The 18,972-nt window shown below is 62.9% G+C and carries 18 protein-coding genes and 1 other RNA gene; 8 read left to right on the forward strand and 11 right to left on the reverse strand.

Annotated features, from left to right (window positions below):
* Positions 1-106: 106 nt before the first annotated feature.
* From ACP7B7_RS19320 to ACP7B7_RS19335, 4 genes are all read left to right on the forward strand, one after another.
* Positions 107-370 (forward strand): DUF904 domain-containing protein, encoded by a 264-nt coding sequence (locus ACP7B7_RS19320; RefSeq protein WP_308924775.1) that lies wholly within the window; start codon positions 107-109, stop codon positions 368-370.
* Positions 370-681, forward strand: a complete 312-nt coding sequence (locus tag ACP7B7_RS19325) for a cell division protein ZapA (protein ID WP_308924776.1) — start codon at positions 370-372, stop codon at positions 679-681. The genes ACP7B7_RS19320 and ACP7B7_RS19325 overlap by 1 nt, the downstream gene beginning before the upstream one ends.
* A gap of 76 nt (positions 682-757) precedes the next feature.
* A non-coding RNA gene (gene ssrS / locus ACP7B7_RS19330) (6S RNA) lies at positions 758-935 on the forward strand.
* Positions 936-1,005: 70 nt separating this feature from the next.
* Positions 1,006-1,470 carry an EVE domain-containing protein gene (locus tag ACP7B7_RS19335; RefSeq protein ID WP_426077742.1) on the forward strand — a complete coding sequence of 155 codons (465 nt, stop codon included), beginning with the start codon at positions 1,006-1,008 and terminating at the stop codon, positions 1,468-1,470.
* On the opposite strand, the gene ACP7B7_RS19340 is transcribed toward ACP7B7_RS19335, so the two are convergent.
* The 4 genes from ACP7B7_RS19340 to ACP7B7_RS19355 all read right to left on the reverse strand — a co-directional run bounded on the left by ACP7B7_RS19340 (position 1,467) and on the right by ACP7B7_RS19355 (position 5,870).
* Entirely contained in the window at positions 1,467-2,327 is an 861-nt protein-coding gene (locus ACP7B7_RS19340) for a MurR/RpiR family transcriptional regulator (protein WP_308924778.1), read from the reverse strand. The two genes, ACP7B7_RS19335 and ACP7B7_RS19340, sit on opposite strands and share 4 nt — an antisense overlap.
* A gap of 185 nt (positions 2,328-2,512) precedes the next feature.
* Positions 2,513-4,027: a GGDEF domain-containing protein gene (locus ACP7B7_RS19345; protein WP_426077744.1), complete on the reverse strand. Its 1,515-nt coding sequence runs from the start codon at positions 4,025-4,027 to the stop codon at positions 2,513-2,515.
* A 95-nt stretch (positions 4,028-4,122) separates the two neighbouring features.
* On the reverse strand, positions 4,123-4,953 hold the full coding sequence (lgt, locus tag ACP7B7_RS19350) for a prolipoprotein diacylglyceryl transferase (protein WP_426077745.1): 831 nt from the start codon (positions 4,951-4,953) through the stop codon (positions 4,123-4,125).
* An 11-nt stretch (positions 4,954-4,964) separates the two neighbouring features.
* Positions 4,965-5,870, reverse strand: a complete 906-nt coding sequence (locus tag ACP7B7_RS19355) for a LysR family transcriptional regulator (RefSeq protein ID WP_308925699.1) — start codon at positions 5,868-5,870, stop codon at positions 4,965-4,967.
* Positions 5,871-6,045: 175 nt separating this feature from the next.
* Here ACP7B7_RS19355 and ilvD point away from each other — a divergent pair, with 175 nt between their 5' ends.
* Together ilvD and ACP7B7_RS19365 are read left to right on the forward strand one after the other, a co-directional pair.
* A complete protein-coding gene (gene ilvD / locus ACP7B7_RS19360; protein WP_426077746.1) occupies positions 6,046-7,911 on the forward strand; it encodes a dihydroxy-acid dehydratase in 1,866 nt (621 codons plus the stop codon).
* Between the two features lie 213 nt (positions 7,912-8,124).
* The gene (locus ACP7B7_RS19365) at positions 8,125-8,439 is read left to right on the forward strand and encodes a c-type cytochrome (protein WP_065307527.1); all 315 of its coding nucleotides are present in this window, start codon (positions 8,125-8,127) and stop codon (positions 8,437-8,439) included.
* 59 nt (positions 8,440-8,498) lie between these two features.
* Here ACP7B7_RS19365 and ACP7B7_RS19370 read toward each other — a convergent pair whose 3' ends face one another.
* Positions 8,499-9,458 carry an NAD-dependent epimerase/dehydratase family protein gene (locus ACP7B7_RS19370; protein WP_426077747.1) on the reverse strand — a complete coding sequence of 320 codons (960 nt, stop codon included), beginning with the start codon at positions 9,456-9,458 and terminating at the stop codon, positions 8,499-8,501.
* Positions 9,459-9,549: 91 nt separating this feature from the next.
* Here ACP7B7_RS19370 and ACP7B7_RS19375 point away from each other — a divergent pair, with 91 nt between their 5' ends.
* The gene (locus ACP7B7_RS19375; protein ID WP_426077748.1) at positions 9,550-10,449 is read left to right on the forward strand and encodes a LysR family transcriptional regulator; all 900 of its coding nucleotides are present in this window, start codon (positions 9,550-9,552) and stop codon (positions 10,447-10,449) included.
* On the opposite strand, the gene ACP7B7_RS19380 is transcribed toward ACP7B7_RS19375, so the two are convergent.
* From ACP7B7_RS19380 to ACP7B7_RS19405, 6 genes are all read right to left on the reverse strand, one after another.
* Entirely contained in the window at positions 10,442-11,584 is a 1,143-nt protein-coding gene (locus ACP7B7_RS19380; RefSeq protein ID WP_308924784.1) for a branched-chain amino acid ABC transporter substrate-binding protein, read from the reverse strand. The two genes, ACP7B7_RS19375 and ACP7B7_RS19380, sit on opposite strands and share 8 nt — an antisense overlap.
* Positions 11,585-11,877: 293 nt before the next feature.
* Positions 11,878-12,306, reverse strand: a complete 429-nt coding sequence (locus ACP7B7_RS19385) for a hypothetical protein (RefSeq protein ID WP_426077749.1) — start codon at positions 12,304-12,306, stop codon at positions 11,878-11,880.
* A complete protein-coding gene (locus ACP7B7_RS19390; protein WP_308925700.1) occupies positions 12,303-12,728 on the reverse strand; it encodes a DNA polymerase III subunit chi in 426 nt (141 codons plus the stop codon). Before ACP7B7_RS19390 ends, ACP7B7_RS19385 begins: the two co-directional genes overlap by 4 nt.
* A 17-nt stretch (positions 12,729-12,745) precedes the next feature.
* Entirely contained in the window at positions 12,746-14,815 is a 2,070-nt protein-coding gene (locus tag ACP7B7_RS19395; RefSeq protein ID WP_426077750.1) for a M3 family metallopeptidase, read from the reverse strand.
* A gap of 47 nt (positions 14,816-14,862) precedes the next feature.
* Entirely contained in the window at positions 14,863-15,708 is an 846-nt protein-coding gene (gene folD / locus ACP7B7_RS19400) for a bifunctional methylenetetrahydrofolate dehydrogenase/methenyltetrahydrofolate cyclohydrolase FolD (RefSeq protein WP_426077751.1), read from the reverse strand.
* Between the two features lie 35 nt (positions 15,709-15,743).
* Positions 15,744-16,019 carry a hypothetical protein gene (locus ACP7B7_RS19405; protein ID WP_426077752.1) on the reverse strand — a complete coding sequence of 92 codons (276 nt, stop codon included), beginning with the start codon at positions 16,017-16,019 and terminating at the stop codon, positions 15,744-15,746.
* A 209-nt stretch (positions 16,020-16,228) separates the two neighbouring features.
* Here ACP7B7_RS19405 and aceE point away from each other — a divergent pair, with 209 nt between their 5' ends.
* Positions 16,229-18,925 carry a pyruvate dehydrogenase (acetyl-transferring), homodimeric type gene (gene aceE, locus ACP7B7_RS19410; RefSeq protein ID WP_426077753.1) on the forward strand — a complete coding sequence of 899 codons (2,697 nt, stop codon included), beginning with the start codon at positions 16,229-16,231 and terminating at the stop codon, positions 18,923-18,925.
* Positions 18,926-18,972: the final 47 nt, after the last annotated feature.

Genomic DNA, 18,972 nt, shown 5'->3' on the forward strand with positions numbered 1-18,972 from the left:
GATAAAAAGCATGTATTTACCGGCAACTACGCGTATTGATGTAATTATGTGTGTCAGCAACGTGATTCGATTGACGCCCGCATGACCTGCGCCCTATAGTGGCGGGATGATTTCCGAATTCAACGAATTATCCGACAAAATCGGCCTGCTGGCCGAAATGACCCATGCGCTGCGTCGTGAAAACGCGCAACTGCGCAAGGACAATGCCGCCCTTGCCGCGGAGAATGCGCTGTACGTGCAACGCATGCGCGAGGCGCAGGAGCGGGTCGAGGCGCTGCTGGAAAACATTCCGCAACTGGTGCAGGCGGGCCTGGAACAGGCCGCCTCCGAAGCCATGGCCCAGGCGGCTGACAACGGGAAGGAAGCGTAATGTCGCGTGTCGATGTCAATATCATGGGCCAGTCGTACAGCATGGTCTGCCGCGATGGCGAAGAGCGCGCGCTGCGCGAAGCGGCCATTTATCTGGACAGCAAGATGAAGGCCATCCGCGACGCGGGCAAGGTCAAGGGCAATGACCGCATCGCCGTGCTGGCGGCGCTGGGCGTGGCGGCGGAATTCTTGTCCGTCAAGTCGCCGCAAGGACCGCTGTCGGAGCTGACCATCATGGAAGTGAAGCAAAAAATCTCGGCCATGCACATGGTGTTGGACAGCGCGTTGACGCCCCAGGAAAATTTATTTTAAGCAGCGCTTAAGTGCCCGGGCCGCGTTTTCTGTACGAATTCCCTTTGCGATGCGCGGACTAAGGAGTAAACTTCGGCCTACCCTGCGGTGTTCGCGATTGCCATATATTCCTTGAACCATTTATGCGCATCGGTTGCGAATTTTGTTTGATGGGAGTGAGCGTCGCTCGTTCGACGAACCCGAAATTGAACTAACGTGACCACCTTGAACCGTTTGGTTCGGGATGCCGGCATAGCGGCACAGGCGGGGCCTAATACAGAAAAAACGGTTGCGGCATGACGATGCGCAGCCGTTTTTTTACGTCCGCAGTGTTCAGGGGAAGACATGAAGCAATACTGGTTGATGAAATCCGAGCCCACCGAAGTGAGCATCGATGACCTGATGGCCGCGCCGCAGCACACCATGCCCTGGTTCGGCGTGCGCAACTACCAGGCCCGCAACTTCATGCGTGACGGCATGCGTGTAGGCGACGGCGTGCTGTTTTATCACTCCAGCTGTGCGCAGCCGGGCGTGGTGGGCGTGGCCGAAGTGGCCAGCACGGCCTATCCCGACCACAGCCAGTTCGAAAAAGACGGCCATTACTTCGACCCGAAAGCCACCCAGGAGCAGCCGCGCTGGGTCAGCGTCGACGTGCGCGGCCTGAAAAAGACGGCGCTGCTGCCGCTGTCCGAACTGCGCCAGATGCCGGCGCTGGAAGACATGCTGCTGTTGAAAAAAGGCAGCCGGCTGTCGATCACGCCCGTCACGCCGGCGCAGTGGAAAGCCATCCAGGCACGCCTGGAAGACTAGTCGGGCGCCTGCGTACCCACTTCCTCGATATCGATTTCCATGCGGTAGGCCAGCGCGATGAACAGCGCCTGGCACAGGCAGATGGTGCCGGTCAGCGAGCGGAAGGCAAAGGCGCTGCCCTCGGTCACTGTCAGCAGGGCGTCGGCGCTGCGCGCCAGCGGCGCCAGCGTGCTGTCGGTGATCACCAGCGTCTTGGCGCCATTGTCATGTGCCATGCGCGCGCACTCCAGGGTTTCCTTGCCATACGGCGCGAAGCTGATGGCAATCGCCACGTCGCCTTCGCGCACGCTGCGCATCTGGTCGCGGTGGCCGCCACCCAAACCTGTCACCAGGTGCACGCGCTTGCTGGTGTGCTGCAGGGCGTAGGCGATATACGAGGCCACCGGAAACGCCCGCCGCACGCCGACCACATAGATATTGTCGGCCTGCTGCAGCAAGGTGACGGCCGCGTCGAGCTGTTCGTCATCAAGGCCGGCCGCCAGTTCATCGAGGCCGCTGCGGCTCGCACCGATGAATTCGCGCGTCAGGTCGCCCGTGCGCACCTTGCTGTCGCGCGAGGAAATGAGCTTGCGGATGCGCTGGCGGTAATTGGGCGCGGCGCGCGCCTGGTCGGTGTAGGCCTGGCGGAACACGTCCTGCATTTCGCTGAAGCCGGAAAAGCCGAAGCGCTGGGCGAAGCGCACGATGGCCGACGGCTGCACGTCGCAGGCGGCGGCGATGTCGCTGATGCGCTCGAGCATCAGGCTGGCGCGATTTTGTTCGATATGCTTGGCGATCAGTTTCAACTGGCGCGACAGGCTGTCGTATTCATCGACGATTTGCTGCATTAACTGGTCGATTGCGGCTGCTTGTGCCATCTCTTTACTCTCTTGTCAGGGTGACTGGTGTCGCACCTTGCCTGGCAAGGCAAGGGCACGGGCGTCGGCCCGGAGTAAATTATAGAATCGAATGCCGAAAATGAAAAGGATTTTCTAATTTTTCAAATTTGGAAAAAATTATTTCAAGATCATGCCTTGCGCCTCGTTGTGCTCATCAAAGTGATTCACTCCATCAGCTCTTGCTCGATACGGTTGCGGCCATTGTGCTTGGCCCGGTACAGTGCCTGGTCGGCGGCGGCCAGCAGCTGCTCCGGCGCGTGAGCGGAACCACTGACCGTGCTGAGCGCCAGGCCGATGCTGGCCGTCACCTTGCCACCGCGCGTGGGCGCATGGTGGACGGCAGCCGCCGCGATGGCTTCCTGCATTTTTTGCGCTACCGCCAGCGCGCCAGGCTGGCCGGTAGCGGGCAGGATGGCGGCAAATTCCACGCCGCCGTAGCGTGCCACCAGGTCGCTGGCGCGCGGCAGCGCCGATTGCAGGGCGGCGGCGATTTTCACCAGGCAGGTGTCGCCGTAGGGATGGCCCAGCTCGTCGTTGATGCTCTTGAAGAAATCGATATCGATGATCAACAGCGCCAGCCCGGTGCCGTTGCGGTTGTTGCGCTGCCATTCCAGCTGCAAGGTCTGGTCGAAGCAGCGCCGGTTGGCGATGCCTGTCAGGCCGTCCGTCAGCGACAGCTTTTCCAGCTTGTCGAGCGCGGCCCGCAAGTCGTTCTCGCTTTGCATGTAGCGGCTTTGCAAGGTGGCCGAGCGCAGCGCGTGCACGGCCAGCGCGACGAACAGGGCGGTGGCGGCCAGGTAAAAATGCTCGCGCATGATGACGAACCCCAGGCCCAGCAAGGACGCCGTGAAAAAGATCGGGCTGAAATTGTCGATCAATAAGGTCAGTTGCTGGCGCGGCCGCGGTATGCGCGTTTCTTCCCGGCCAGGCACGGTGGTCAACGCCAGAGCTGCCAGCAGCAAAAAGGGCAGCACCGGCAGCAGTTCGGCCAGGCCGGCGCTCTCGATGGCATGCAGGGTCAGGTAGTTATGGATGCCGGCGCAAATGCCATAGCACCACAGGAAGCTGGTGAGCAGCAGGTAGAAGCGCCCCTGTTCACCATCGGCGCGGTGGGCCAGCAGGCGCAGGCTGGCGCAGCTGGCCAGCACCAGGTTTTCCACGTGGTATGTCACCACCAGCAGTTCGATCGGTATCGGCGCGGCCGAGCGCCGGTCAAACGGCGAGACGTTGAAGATGGCCGTATAGGCCAGGTAGCCGGCCAGCAGGATCTGCACGGCGTCCAGCCATTGCAGCGTACGCGATGGGCGCTGTTCGCCGACCGAGGAGATCGCCAGCAGGATGGGGGCGCCGTACATGAAGTAGGCGAAGTCGGAAAAATAGGTGGCGCGCGAGGCCACCAGGTCGCTCATGTCCTGCCAGGCCGACAGCGCCATGCCGCTGGTCCACAGCAGCACGGCCGCCGCCAGCAAGGCCCAGCCATTGCGCGCCACGCCCGGCGCGCTGAGCCAGGCGCAGCGGCAGCAGGCCAGCAGCGCCAGCGCCGGCGCAAGTGTGCAGAACAGATAGGAGACGGCTTCGGCATGGCTGCTGGCCAGCGCGGTCATGCAGGCCTGCAGCAGCAGGTAGGCCGGCACCAAGGTCATCCACAGCAGCGGCTTGCGTTGCACGGCTTGCATCATCGTGACTCCCGGGGTGATCGTATCGCCGAGGCCGGCAAAACGATGATACTGAACTCCGGAAGTCAAGTCTATCTATCAGGAAACATTGATCCTGATCAAGCGTCGGCGATGCGGGCCTTGCTCGGTGGTGTGGCCATGATGCGGCTTTTGTACGACCACACCAGCAGCAGGATGGCGCCGACGATCATCGGCAGCGACAGCATCTGGCCCGAGGTGATCGGCACGCCGAACCAGACGACTTCCCAGTCCGGCGTGCGGAAGTACTCGGTAAGGAAGCGGGCGCAGCCATACAGCAGGGTGAACATGGCGCCGACCGCCACGCGCGGATGCGGCTTGCGCGCAAACAGCCACAGGATGATGAACACCAGGATGCCGTCGACCAGCATCTGGTAGAGCGGCGACGGGTGCACGGGGTAGGCAATGCCGGGCCACTGCATGGCCCACGGCAGGCTTTCCGGGGCGATGCGGCCCGGCAGTTCGGCGTTGATGAAGTTGCCCAGGCGGCCGGCGGCGTAGCCCAGCGGCACCAGCGGCGCGATAAAGTCCAGCACGTCGAACAGGTTGCGGCCCGCCTTGCGGCCCCACAAATACATGGCCAGGATTACGCCCAAAAAGCCCCCGTGGAAGGACATGCCGCCATGCCAGACCATGAAGATCTCGAGCGGATTGTGAAAGAAATATTCGGGGCGGTAGAACAGCACTTCGCCGAGGCGCCCGCCGATCACCACCCCCAGCATGCCGTAGAACAGCATGTCGTCGAGGTCCTCCTTCTTCCAGCCCAATGCAAAGATATGGGGCTGTTTGATGCGTACGCGTCCCAGCGCGATAAACAGGGCAAAGGCCAGCACATACATCAGGCCATACCAGTGTACGGCCAGCGGGCCGATCTGGATGGCGATCGGGTTGGGCATCGGGTGGATCAGCATCGGTATTCCTTCTAAAAATCAGGCAGGGTGCCGCGCAGCAGGGTCAGAAAACCCTGCAGCACGGGCGAAGTATTGTCGCGGCGCCAGGCAAGCCCCGTCTCCACCAAGGGCGTTGGGTCTTGCAGCGGCCTGTATTCTACGCCGGGGCGCATCAGATTCGACACCGATTGTGGCACAAGCGCGATGCCCATGCCAGCCGAGACCAGGCTGACGATGGTTTGCATCTGGATCGCCTGCTGGCCGATCAGCGGCGTGATGCCGGCCGCGCGAAAGACGCCCAGGATGGCGTCGTGCAGCGCCGGCGAAATGGCGCGCGGGAAAATGATCAGGGGCAGCGCCGGCACGTCGCGCAGCCGCAGGGGACCTGGCGTGTTCAATATGGCCAGCCCGGCCGGCGCGGCCAGCACCAGCGGTTCGGCCAGCACCGGCAGGTAGTCGAGCGCCAGCCTGGCCTTGTCGGGCAGTGGCGGGATCAACAGGCCGGCGTCGATGCGACCGGCCAGCAGTTCGTCCAGCTGCAAGTCCGAGGTCGCTTCCTGCAGCTGGATCTGCACCTGCGGGTAGCTGGTTTGATAAGCGCGCAGCAGCGGCGGCAGCACGCTGTAGTCGGCCGACGAGACAAACGCCAGCGACAGCCGGCCCGCTTCCCCTTGCGCCGCGCGCCGCACCAGCGCCGGCAGGTCCTGCGCTTGGGCCAGCAGCCGGCGCGCCTCGGGCAGCAGGGCGGTGCCGGCCGGCGTCAGGCTCACTTCCCTGCGCGTGCGGACAAACAGCGGCGCGCCCAGCAGCTCTTCGAGTGCCATGATGGTTTGCGACAGCGGCGGCTGCGTCATGTGCAGGCGCAGCGCGGCGCGGCCGAAGTGCAGTTCCTCGGCGACGGTGACGAAATAGCGCAGCTGGCGCAGCTCGAGCGGCATCATTGATATGTATTTCCATGTTGAACAATTGCTGTGATATCTATTTCGACTCACAGATGCGTGCATCATATATTTGACACGGGGGCGTGCGCAAGGCAATCTGGCGTACCCCCACTGCGCACAGGGCTTTCATCATCCAGGCCCGGCAGTCAGGCAACTCTTTTGAAAGACCATCATGCCGCAATACCGCTCACGCACCACCACCCACGGCCGCAACATGGCCGGCGCCCGCGCCCTGTGGCGCGCCACCGGCATGAAGGACGGCGACTTCGACAAGCCCATCGTGGCCGTCGTCAACTCGTTCACCCAGTTCGTGCCTGGCCACGTGCACCTGAAGGACCTGGGCCAGATGGTGGCGCGCGAGATCGAGGCGGCCGGCGGCGTGGCCAAGGAATTCAACACCATCGCCGTCGATGACGGCATCGCCATGGGCCACGGCGGCATGCTGTACTCGCTGCCCTCGCGCGACCTGATCGCCGACTCGGTCGAATACATGGTCAACGCCCACTGCGCCGACGCCATGGTCTGCATCTCGAACTGCGACAAGATCACGCCGGGCATGCTGATGGCCGCCATGCGCATCAATATTCCCGTGGTGTTCATTTCCGGCGGCCCGATGGAAGCGGGCAAGGTGATCAAGGTGGTCAACGGCGCCCAGAAGATCATCAAGCTCGACCTGGTCGACGCCATGATCAAGGCCGGCGACAGCAGCGTGTCCGACGCCGACGTGGCCGAAATCGAACGTTCGGCCTGTCCGACCTGCGGTTCGTGTTCCGGCATGTTTACCGCCAACTCGATGAACTGCCTGACCGAAGCGCTGGGCCTGGCCCTGCCCGGCAACGGCACGATTTTGGCCACCCACTCGGACCGCCAGCAGCTGTTCCTGCGCGCCGGCCGGCTGATCGTGGAACTGGCCAAGCGCCACTACGAGCAGGACGATTATTCTGTGCTGCCGCGCTCGATCGCCACCAAGGCCGCGTTCGAGAACGCGATGGCGCTCGATGTGTCGATGGGCGGCTCGACCAATACGGTGCTGCATCTGCTGGCCGCCGCGCATGAGGCGGAAGTGGAATTCACGATGGCCGATATCGACCGCATTTCGCGCAAGGTGCCGTGCCTGTGCAAGGTCGCGCCGATGACCGACAAATACCATATCGAAGACGTGCACCGCGCCGGCGGCATCGTGGGCATCCTGGGTGAGCTGGCGCGCGCCGGCCTCTTGAACACCACCTTGCCGACCATCCACGCGCCGACCATGGCCGACGCCATCGCGCAGAACGACATCAAGTGCACCGATGCCCCGGCCGTGCATGAACTGTTCCGCGCCGCGCCCGGTGGCGTGCCGACGCAGACGGCGTTCTCGCAATCGGAGCGTTTCGCTTCCGTCGACACCGACCGTGCCACCGGCTGCATCCGCGACAAGGCGCACGCCTATTCGCAGGACGGCGGCCTGGCCGTGTTGTACGGTAACCTCGCCGAGAAGGGCTGCATCGTCAAGACGGCCGGCGTCGACGAAAGCATTTTGAAATTCTCGGGCAAGGCGCGCGTGTTCGAAAGCCAGGATGAGGCCGTGGCCGCGATCCTGGAAGACACCGTGCATGAAGGCGACGTCGTCATCATCCGCTACGAAGGCCCGAAAGGCGGCCCTGGCATGCAGGAAATGCTGTACCCGACCTCGTACATCAAATCGAAGGGCCTGGGCAAGGCCTGTGCGCTGTTCACCGATGGCCGCTTCTCGGGCGGCTCCTCGGGCCTGGTGATCGGCCACGCTTCGCCGGAAGCGGCCGAAGGCGGCGCCATCGGCCTGGTGGAAGAGGGCGACTTCATCGATATCGATATTCCCGAGCGCACCATCAACCTGCGCATCACCGATGCCGAACTGGTTGCGCGCCGCGCCGCCATGGAAGCCAAGGGCGATGCGGCCTGGCTGCCGGTCAACCGCGAGCGTTATGTGTCGCAGGCGCTGCAGGCCTACGCGGCCCTGACCACCTCGGCCGACCGCGGCGCCGTGCGCGATCTGTCGCAGCTGAAAAAGCGCTGATCGTTGTAAAAACGCCGCACCGGCCGTGCCGCTTTCAGGGGCTGCGCGGCCGGCGTTACATCGCCTTACAAACAACATGGTCATGGCCATCCAGATGGGGCAAAATGGATCTGCCTCAAACGTTAGCCTGTTTAAAACGCTTGATCTGGGCTCGTGGTGAACCTGCCGAAACACGGTAGAATGCCGGCAGGAAGTTACTCTGGAGAAAAGACAATGAAACGTTCCATGATGTTGGTAGGTGTGTTGGCTGTGTCGGCGTTGACCTCGCAAGTGGCGATGGCCAATCCCGACCTGGCGAAAGCAAAGAATTGCATGGCTTGCCACGCCGTCGGCAGCAAGCTGGTCGGTCCTGCGTACAAGGACGTGGCCGCCAAGTATGCCGGTCAAAAAGACGCGGAAAACAAGCTGGTGGCGAAAGTCATGAAGGGCGGCTCCGGTACCTGGGGCGCGATCCCGATGCCAGCCAACCCGCAGGTGAGCGAAGCGGAAGCCCGCACCCTCGTCAAATGGATTTTGGCACAGAAATAATCTGTGCCGACACCGCAGCAGTATCGCAAACAGCGCGCCGGCATGCCCGGCGCGTTTTTTTACGCGCGCAGATTGCCCATCCCCTCCAGCGTCGCCTTGACCGCCACGTCCAGCGGCGTATGCGGCTCGTGCCCCAGCACCGCCAGCAGCTTTGCATTATCCATGCGCACCGGCGTCCGCCACAAGTAACGCATCTCGCGCAGTTCGCGCAAGGTCGCCACGAACGGCGCCGCCAGGGCCATCAGCCACCACGGAAACGCTGTCACGCGCGGTGTGCGGCGCGTCGCTTGCGCCACCACGCGCGCAATCGCGTCCGTCATCTGGCGCCCGTCGTGATCCCAGTGGCCGGCCAGGTGAAAGCGGGCAAATGGCGGCAAGCGTTCGCGCAGTGCCAGCAGTTCGACCATGGTGCGCGCCACGTCGGGCAGGTAGGACCATTGATGTCCCACGCCAGCGGCGCCCGGATACTGGATGGCGCGCACCGGCCGGCCCGGCTTGACCAAGCCCTGTGCAAACCAGCTGTTGCCGGCATGGGGACCGAAGAAGTCGCCGGCGCGCACGATCAGCACCCGCGCGCCTTGCGCTGAAGCACTTTGCAGCCGCGCTTCCAGCTCGACCCGGATCGCGCCCTTGCGCGTGGCCGGCCGCTGCGGCGCGTCCTCTGTCAATACGGGAAAGGCATCGGCGCCATAGTTGTAGACCGTGCCGGGCAGCACGATGGTCGCGCCTTGCCGCTGTGCGGCGGCGATCGTGTTGTCCAGCATCGGCAGCACCAGCTTGTCCCAGTCGCGGTAGCCGGGCGGGTTGACGGCGTGCACGATCACGGAGCAGCCTTCGCTGGCCGCCAGCACGTCGGCGCGCACCATGGCGTCGCCACGCAGCCAGCGGATTCCATCATTGCGCGGCGATGGCAGTTCCCCGCGGCGCAAGGCGCGCACCTGCCAGCCCGCCGCCAGCAACTGGCGCACCATTTCACCGCCGATGCCGCCCGTGGCGCCCAGTACCAATGCTGTTTCCATAATGCTCTCCCTGTGGTTGATGGTCCCAGTATCGGCTGTAAGGAGCTAGTTGGGAATTGACGAGCATCGCCTGTCAGCTATACATTCATGCATGACCAAAAACATCGCCTGGGAATACTACCGTTCGCTGCTGGCCGTGCTGACCCACGGTTCGCTGTCCGCCGCCGCGCGCGCCCTGGGCATCACGCAGCCCACTGTCGGCAGGCATATTGCCGCGCTGGAACAGGAACTGGGCGTGCTGCTGTTTACGCGCTCGCAGCAGGGCTTGCTGCCCACCGATATCGCGTTGGCCTTGCGGCCCCATGCGCAGGCGATGGAGCAGACGGCGGCGCTGATGGCGCGCGCGGCCGGCAATGCGGGCGAAGGCGTGGCCGGCGTGGTGCGCATCTCGGCCAGCGAAGTGGTGGGGGGGGAAGTGCTGCCGCCGATACTGGCGCGCCTGCGCGAGCGCCATCCGGCGCTGGTGGTGGAACTGGTATTGAGCAACCGGGTGCAGGATTTGCTGCGGCGCGAAGCGGACATCGCGGTGCGCATGGTGGCGCCGCGCCAGGAGCGGCTGGTGATGCGCAAAATCGGCGTGATCGAGGTGGGACTGCACGCGCACGAGGATTACCTGGCGCGCCATGGCGAACCGCTGGAACTGGCCGAGCTGGTGCAACATGCGCTGATCGGCTACGACACGCCCAGCGCGCTGGTGCGCAGCGCGGGCGGCAACTGGCAGGCGTTTTCACGCGACCGCTTTGCCCTGTGCTGTGACAGCGACCTGGCCCAGCTGGCGTTGATACGCGCTGGCGCCGGCATCGGCGGCTGCCAGGTGGCGCTGGCGGCAAGGAATCCCGCCTTGCGGCGCATCCTGCCGCAGGCTTTTACCCTGCCGCTGGAAACCTGGGTGACCATGCACGAAGACCTGCGCGCCAGCCTGGGCTGCCGCGCCGTCTTCGATGCGCTGGTAGCGGGGTTGCAGTCTTATACCGCCGGCGCGCTTACTTGACCACTTCCATCTTGGTTTTCTTGCCGTCACGGTAGGTGAACAGGGTCAGCGCGCCGTCCTTGATGTCGCCATTCGCGTCAAACGCGATCGGCCCTGTCACGCCCTGGTATTTGACCTTGGCCAGGAAGGGCAGGTAGACCGACGGCTTCGACGATTTGGCGTCGGCCATGGCGGTGGCCATGGTCATCACGGCGTCGTACACATACGGTGCGTACAGCTGCACTTCCATATTGTATTTCTGCTTGTAGCGGGCGCGGAAATCGTCCATGCCCTTCTGCTGCTCGCCCGTCACGCCGCCCGCTTCCGCGCAGGTGACCAGGTTTTCGCCGATGGCGTCGCCAGCCAGCTTGCCCAGCGGCTCGGTGCAGACGCCGTCGCCGCCCATGAACTTGGCCTTGATGCCCAGCGCCTTCATCTGGCGCAGCATCGGGCCGCCCACCGAATCCATGCCGCCGAAGAAGACCAGGTCGGGATTCTTCGATTTGATGCTGGTGAGAATCGCGTTGAAGTCGGTCGCGTTGGCATTGGTAAATTCCTTGCCGACGATCTGCACGCCCGGCAGCGCCTTCTTCGCGCCCTTGACGAACTGCTCCGCCACGCCTTGGCCATACGCCGTGCGGTCGTCGATCACGGCGATCTTCTTGGCGCCCAGCTTGCCCACCGCATACGCGCCCAGGGTGCCGCCCAGCTTGTTGTCATTGGCCACCACGCGGAAGGCCGTATTGAACTTCTGCTGGGTGTAGGTGGGGTTGGTGGCGGCCGGCGAAATCTGCGGAATGCCGGCATTGAAATAGATGCGCGAGGCGGGAATGGTGGTGCCGGAATTCAAGTGACCGATCACGCCGTTGACCTTGGCGTCGACCAGCTTCTGCGCCACCGCCGTGCCCTGTTTCGGGTCGCCCGCATCGTCCTCGCCCACCAGCACGAACTTGACGGCCTTGCCGTCGATCTTGAAGCCCTTGGCGTTCAGGTCGTCGATGGCCATCTTGGCCGCGTTTTCATTGTCCTTGCCCAGGTGGGAGCTGGCGCCCGAGACCGGTGCCACATGGCCTATCTTGATGACTTCCTGCGCGCCCGCAGTGCCGGCAAAGGCAAAGGCGATGGCGAGGGAAACGGTGGTGGTCTTGAGCAGCATGAACATTCTCCAATGGATAATAAATACGGCGGCGTCTCGTGAAAACCGCTTCGACGGGCGGTGCGTGTGGAGAAAGGTACAATAAAAATCAGGCCGCGCAAAGCCGCAATTGCGGCTTTTTGCATTTTGTCGCGACAATCACCAAAGTGAGGCGCGATGCACCAATTTCACGGGTGTGGGTGCACCAAACAATGGCGTGGGGAAAGGTTTGGGTGTAACGAAGTTCAACCTAAATATCCAGCAAACTTACGACACCTGACAAAACCGACGCGCAGTAGGTTTTGACAGGTGTCTTATCGCGGCGGATGCAGATGCCCCAACTCATGACTCACCGCATGCGCCACGATCTGTTCCAGCGACTGCTGCAAGTCTTCGCGCAGGGCGCCGCGCATGCCGATCAGGGCGTTTTGCAGCGCCGTCTGCAGCACGTGGGCGATGCGCTCTTCCAGCAGGTGGTCGATCTTGCCCTGCACCTGGTGCAGGATGCGCTGGGTCAAACGCTGCTCGATGGCGTCCCAGTCGGGCTGGACGATGGCCGGTACAGCAACCGGCGCGGCCTCAATCTCGGCGATCTCGGCCATCTCGATAATGTCGATCTTGCCGATGGACGGCGCCGGTTCCGGCTCCGCTGTCGTCTCGTGCAGGGCTTCCGGCCCCGACAGCACTTCCGTCAGCAGCGGGATGCCCTGGTCGAATGGCTGCTCATTCGTGCTTGCATTCATGATTTACCCGCCACAAAGTGCGTCGGCTGCAGGTTCTGCTTGCGGTAGTGCAAAAAGCGCTGGCGGCCCGCCTGGGCGTCCTGTTCATCCATGGAAACGATCTCGAACACGCGCTGAAAGTCGGCGTAGTGGCCGGGGATCAGCTGCGACACATTGACCAGGATATCGTGGTGCGGCAGCTCCACGTCCTCGCTGTCGGTCAGCACGATCGGCGTCTGCGCGGCCAGCGGGTCGCCGGCCAGCACATGCGGCACGAAGTCGGTCGGCGACAGGGTCCACATGGCCGCGTTCATGGCGTCGAGCTGGGCGCTGTTCCCCGCCAGCACCACGACCTTGTTGCCGGCCATATAGGCTTTGCGTGCCAGGCGGCAGGCGTAAGCCAGCTTGTCCGGCACATTGGTATGAAAGTCGACGCGCGTCATGTCTGCCATGTCGTCCTTCAGGCCGCCATGCCGCTGTGGCGCAGCAGGGCGTCGATGCTCGGCTCGCGGCCGCGGAAGGCCGTGAACGATTCCAGCGCCGGGCGCGAACCGCCGACCGACAGGATTTCCTGCAGATAGCGCTTGCCGGTTTCGGTTGATGCTTCCGGTCCCAGCGCCTTGGCTTCCTCGAAGGCCGCATAGGCGTCGGCGGACAGCACCTCGGCCCATTTGTAGCTGTAGTAGCCGGCCGCGTAGCCGCCGGCAAAGATATGGCCGAACGAGTTCTGGAAGCGGTTGAATGATGGCGGCACGATCAGCGCGAACTGGGCGCGCACGCCGTCGATCAGCTGCTGCACGCTCTGGCCGCTGGCCGCGTCGTAGTCATAGTGCAGATGCATGTCGAGCAAGGAAAATTCCACCTGGCGCAAGGTCTGCAGGCCGGACTGGAAGTTTTTCGCCGCCAGCATCTTGTCGTACAGCGCGCGCGGCAGCGGCTCGCCGGTGACGGCGTGGGCCGTCATATGTTCGAGCACTTCCCATTCCCAGCAGAAGTTTTCCATGAATTGCGACGGCAGTTCCACCGCGTCCCATTCGACGCCGGAAATACCCGACACGCCCAGTTCATCGACGGCCGTCAGCATATGGTGCAGGCCGTGGCCGAATTCGTGGAACAGGGTGATCACTTCGTCGTGGGTAAACAGCGCAGGCTGGATCTTGCCGTCGACCACCGCCGGTTCCGTGAAGTTGCAGGTGAGGTAGGCGATCGGGGTTTGCACGTGCTGCGCGTCGGCACGGCGGCCGCGCGCGTCGTCCATCCAGGCGCCGCCGCTCTTGCCCGCGCGCGCGTACAGGTCCAGGTAGAACTGGCCGACCAGCTTGCCGTCGCGCTCGATGCGGTAGAAACGCACATCCTTGTGCCAGACGGAAGCGGTGTCAGGCTTGATCTCGACCGCAAACAGATTCTGGATCTGGCGGAACAGGCCGTCGATTACTTTATGTTCAGGGAAATACTGTTTCACTTCCTGGGCCGAGAACGCATAGCGGCGTTCCTGCAGCTTTTCGGAGGCGTACGGTACGTCCCACGCCTGCAGGTCGGCGATGCCGAGTTCTTCCTGCGCGAATTGTTTCAGTTCGGCCAGGTCTTTTTCGGCGTACGGGCGCGCGCGGCGGGCCAGGTCTTCCAAAAAGGCGATCACCTGGTCTGGCGAGGTGGCCATTTTCGGCACCAGCGACACTTCGGCGAAATTGGCGTAGCCCAGCAGTTTGGCTTCTTCGTCGCGCAGTTTCAACAGCGTGACGATGTTCTGCGTATTGTCCCAGTCTTCTTTCTTGCTGAACACCGTGCCCTGATCGGACGCCTTGGTGGCGTTGGCGCGGTAGATGGTTTCGCGTAATTCGCGCTGGTCGGCGAACTGCAAAATAGGGAAATACGAAGGGAAGTGCAGCGAGAACTCGAAGCCCTGCTTGCCGGCTTTCTCGGCGGCGGCGCGCGCGGCCGCTTTCACGTCGTCGGGCAGGCCGGCCAGATCCGCTTCATTGTCGACCAGCAGTTTGTAGTCATTGGTGGCGTCGAGCACGTTTTCGGAAAAGCGCGTCGAGACGGCCGCGTGTTCTTCCTGGATGGCGCCGAAGCGTTCCTTCTGGTCGTCCGGCAACTCGGCGCCGCCGAGGCGGAAATCGCGCACGGCATTGTCGACGATGCGGCGGCGCGCCGGCGACAGGCTGGCAAACGCGGCGCTGGCCTGCAGCTGCTTGTATTTGCCGAACAGGATTTCATTCTGGCCCAGCTCGGTCCAGAATTCCGTCACCTTGGGCTGGTTCGCATTGTAGGCGGCGCGCAGCTCGGGCGTGTCGACCACGCTGTTGAGGTGATTGACGATGCTCCAGGCACGGCCCAGGGTTTCGCCGATCTGGTCCAGCGGCGTGACGAAGTTGTCCCAGCTGACTTCTTCCATCGGCGCTTCGAGCTGCGCCACGGTGGCGCGCGCCTGGGCCAGCAGGGTGTCGATGGCGGGCGTGACATGCTCGTGCGTGATCGCGTCGAAGCGTGGCAGTCCGGAAAAATCAAGCAGGGGATTGGGTTTCATCGTCGGTTCCATATAGTAAGAGGGGCGGTCATGCCGCCCCGGTGTCGTTACACGCGCTCTGCGGCCTCGACGGTATTCATCAGCAACATGGTGATCGTCATCGGACCCACGCCACCCGGCACTGGCGTGATGTGCGAGGCTACTTCTTTCACGCCGGCAAAATCCACGTCACCGCACAGCTTGCCGTCATCGTCGCGGTTCATGCCCACGTCGATGACGATGGCGCCCGGCTTGACCATGTCGGCCGTCAGGGTGTTACGGCGGCCGACGGCGGCCACGACCACGTCCGCCTGGCGCGTGTACAGGCCCAGGTCCGGGGTCGCACTATGGCAGATGGTGACGGTAGCGTTCGCTTGCAAGAGCAGCAGGGCCATCGGTTTGCCGACGGTGTTGCTGCGGCCGATGACGACGGCGTGCTTGCCGCGCAGGTCGACGCCCGTGCTTTCGATCAGTTTCATGCAACCATATGGCGTGCACGGACGGAAGCCGGGCAAGCCCGTCATCAGTTCACCGGCGCTCAGCACGGAATAGCCGTCGACGTCTTTCGTCGTGGAGATCGCTTCGATGACCTTGTGCGGGTTGATGTGCTTGGGCAAGGGCATTTGCACGAGGATGCCGTGGATGGCGGGATCCGCGTTCAGGCTGGCGATGCGTGCCAGCAAGTCCGCTTCGGACAGGTCCGCTTCATATTTTTCCAGCACCGAGTGGAAACCGACATCGCCGCACGCCTTGACCTTGTTGCGGACATACACCTGGCTGGCCGGGTCTTCGCCGACGAGGATCACGGCCAGGCCGGGCTGGGTGCCCCTGGCGGTCAGGGCGGCGGCGCGCGTGGCGATTTCGCTGCGCAGTTTTTGGGAGAGGGCGATTCCGTCGATCAGTTGTGCTGGCATGGTAGGGGCTAAGAGCTGTGGCAGGGAAAACCAGATTATAAAGCCGGGCGGGGCAAACGGGCGGTTTTGGCGCCAATGCCGCCACGTTGCTGTGCCATGTATTTGAAAGCGCAAGGCGTAACAACAGCGGGCCGGAGACGCGGGCCCGAGAAAATGCCGATGGCGGCGTTGCAGCTCCTTGCCGTACTGACGTACTGTCTGCGTCGCTGCGCCTTGCCCTCGACATTTTTCAGGCCCGCTTGGCCCGGAGTGCCTTTGCGGGCGATTGGGGTGTGAATGCGTTTTGCTGCCGTTTTTGGTACTTTGATCACGCTAATTTCTGGTCAGAATTTGCCGCAGTGCAGCATATTCTCCGAGGGGAATTTCACAATATGAAATCTTATATCGTAATTTGAAAAATACAAAATACACTGTTAGAATCCCCACACTTATCGACCTTAATAGTAAATAATCAGCGAAATACCGTCCGACAGCGATCCGGAAAAATCGGGGTGGGGCGTTCACAAAGGAGACTCAACAGATGTCAGCTCAACTGAACCAGGTAACGACACAGATCGGCACCGACCCGGATATGCAGGAAACCAAGGAGTGGCTGGACGCGCTCGAAGCCGTTCTGGAAAATGAAGGTCCGGAACGCGCGCATTACCTGATGGAGCGCATGGTCGACCTGGCCCGCCGCCGTGGCGCCCAGATCCCGTTCTCCAGCACCACCGCCTACGTCAACACCATCCCCACCAAACAAGAAGCACACTGCCCCGGCAACCTGGAATACGAAGAGCGCCTGCGCTCGTGGATGCGCTGGAACGCCATGGCCATGGTGGTCAAGGCCAACCGCGCCGACGGCGACCTGGGCGGCCACTTGTCCTCGTTCGCTTCGCTGGCGAACATGCTGGGCATCGGTTTCAACCACTTCTGGCACGCGCCAACGGCCGACCACGGCGGCGACCTGCTGTACATCCAGGGCCACTCCTCGCCCGGCGTCTACGCGCGCGCCTTCCTCGAAGGCCGCCTCTCCGAAGAGCAAATGCTGAACTTCCGCAAGGAAGTCGATGGCAAGGGCCTGTCCTCGTACCCACATCCTAAACTGATGCCGGATTTCTGGCAGTTCCCGACCGTGTCGATGGGCCTGGGCCCGCACATGGCGATCTACCAGGCGCGCTTCCTGAAATACCTGCACGCACGCGGCATCGCCAAGACCGACAACCGCAAGATCTGGGCCTTCTGCGGCGATGGCGAGATGGACGAGCCGGAATCGCTGGGCGCGATCGGCCTGGCCGCACGCGACATGCTCGACAACCTGGTCATCGTGGTCAACTGCAACCTGCAGCGCCTGGATGGCCCTGTGCGCGGCAACACCAAGATCATCCAGGAACTCGAAGGCGAATTCCGTGGCGCCGGCTGGAACGTCGTCAAGGTCATCTGGGGTCCGGGCTGGGATGCCCTGCTGGCGCAAGACAAGGACGGCATCCTGCAGCGCGTGATGATGGAAACCGTCGACGGCGAATACCAGAACTACAAAGCGAAAGACGGCGCCTACGTGCGCAAGCACTTCTTCGGCAAGCATCCGAAGCTGCTGGAAATGGTTGCCAACATGACGGACGACGACATCTGGCGCCTGACCCGTGGCGGCCACGATCCGCACAAGATCTACGCGGCCTTCAAGATCGCCCAGGAGCACAAGGGCCAGCCGACCGTCCTGCTGGTGAAAACCATCAAGGGCTACGGCATGGGCAAGTCCGGCGAAGCGCGCAATACGGCGCACCAGACCAAGAAACTGGACGACGAAGCGATCAAGGAAATGCGCGACCGTTTCTCGCTGCCGATCCCCGACGACCAACTGGCCGATATTCCATTCTTCAAGCCGGCCGACGATGCGCCGGAAATGGTCTACCTGCACGAGCGCCGCAAGGCCCTGGGTGGCTATCTGCCGCAGCGCCGCCAGAAAGCGGAAGAAACCCTGCCGGTGCCGGCACTGGACGCGTTCAAGAACGTGCTCGACGCCACCCCTGAAGGCCGTGAAATCTCGACCACGCAAGCGTTCGTGCGCGTCATCTCTACCCTGCTGAAAGACCCGACCCTGGGCCAGCGCGTCGTGCCTATCCTGGTCGATGAATCGCGTACCTTCGGCATGGAAGGCCTGTTCCGCCAGATCGGCATCTACAATCCGAAAGGCCAGCTGTACGAGCCGGTCGACAAGGACCAGGTGATGTACTACCGCGAAGACAAGGCCGGCCAGATCCTGCAAGAGGGCATCAACGAAGCGGGCGGCATGAGCTCGTGGATCGCCGCGGCGACGTCGTACTCGACCAACGACCGCATCATGATCCCGTTCTACACCTTCTACTCGATGTTCGGCTTCCAGCGCATCGGCGACCAGGTGTGGGCTTCGGCCGACATGCGCGCCCGCGGCTTCCTGATGGGCGGCACGGCCGGCCGCACGACCTTGAACGGCGAAGGCTTGCAGCACGAAGATGGCCACAGCCATATCTTCGCCGCGACCATCCCGACCTGCATGCCGTACGATCCGACCTTCAGCCATGAAGTCGCCGTCATCATCCAGGACGGCCTGCGCCGCATGATCGCCAACCAGGAAGATGTGTTCTACTACATCACGATCATGAACGAGAACTACGCCCAGCCCGGCATCAAGCCAGGCCAGGAAGAAGGCATCCTGAAAGGCATGTACAAGCTGCAGGAAGGCCCGGCTGACGCCAAGCTGCGCGTACAGCTGATCGGTTGCGGCACCATCCTGCGCGAATCGATCTTCGCTGCCGAACTGTTGCAAAACGACTGGGGCGTGGCTGCGGACGTGTGGTCGGCGCCGTCGCTGACGCTGGTGGCCCGCGATGGTCAGGATGCCGAGCGCTGGAACATGGTCAACCCGTCGAAAGAGCAGCGCGTGCCGTACGTGACGTCGCTGTTGAAAGATACCGACGGCCCGATCGTCGCCACCACCGACTACATGCGCGCGTTTGCAGAACAGATCCGCGCCTTCATGCCGAAAGACCGCACCTACAAAGTGCTGGGCACCGACGGCTTTGGCCGCTCGGACAGCCGCGCCAAGCTGCGCGAGTTCTTCGAAGTGAACCGTTATTATGTCACCGTGGCCGCGCTCAAATCGCTGGCTGACGAAGGCAAGATCGACGTGTCGGTAGTGGAACAGGCGATCGCCAAGTACGGCATCGACGCCAACAAACCGAATCCGGTGACCCAGTAATCGTTAAGGGACTCGATCACGCCAGGGCAGTGCGCAAGCGCCGCCCT

The sequence above is a fragment of the Janthinobacterium sp. PSPC3-1 genome, assembly GCF_049896105.1.
In the GTDB taxonomy this organism is placed as follows: Bacteria; Pseudomonadota; Gammaproteobacteria; order Burkholderiales; family Burkholderiaceae_D; genus Janthinobacterium.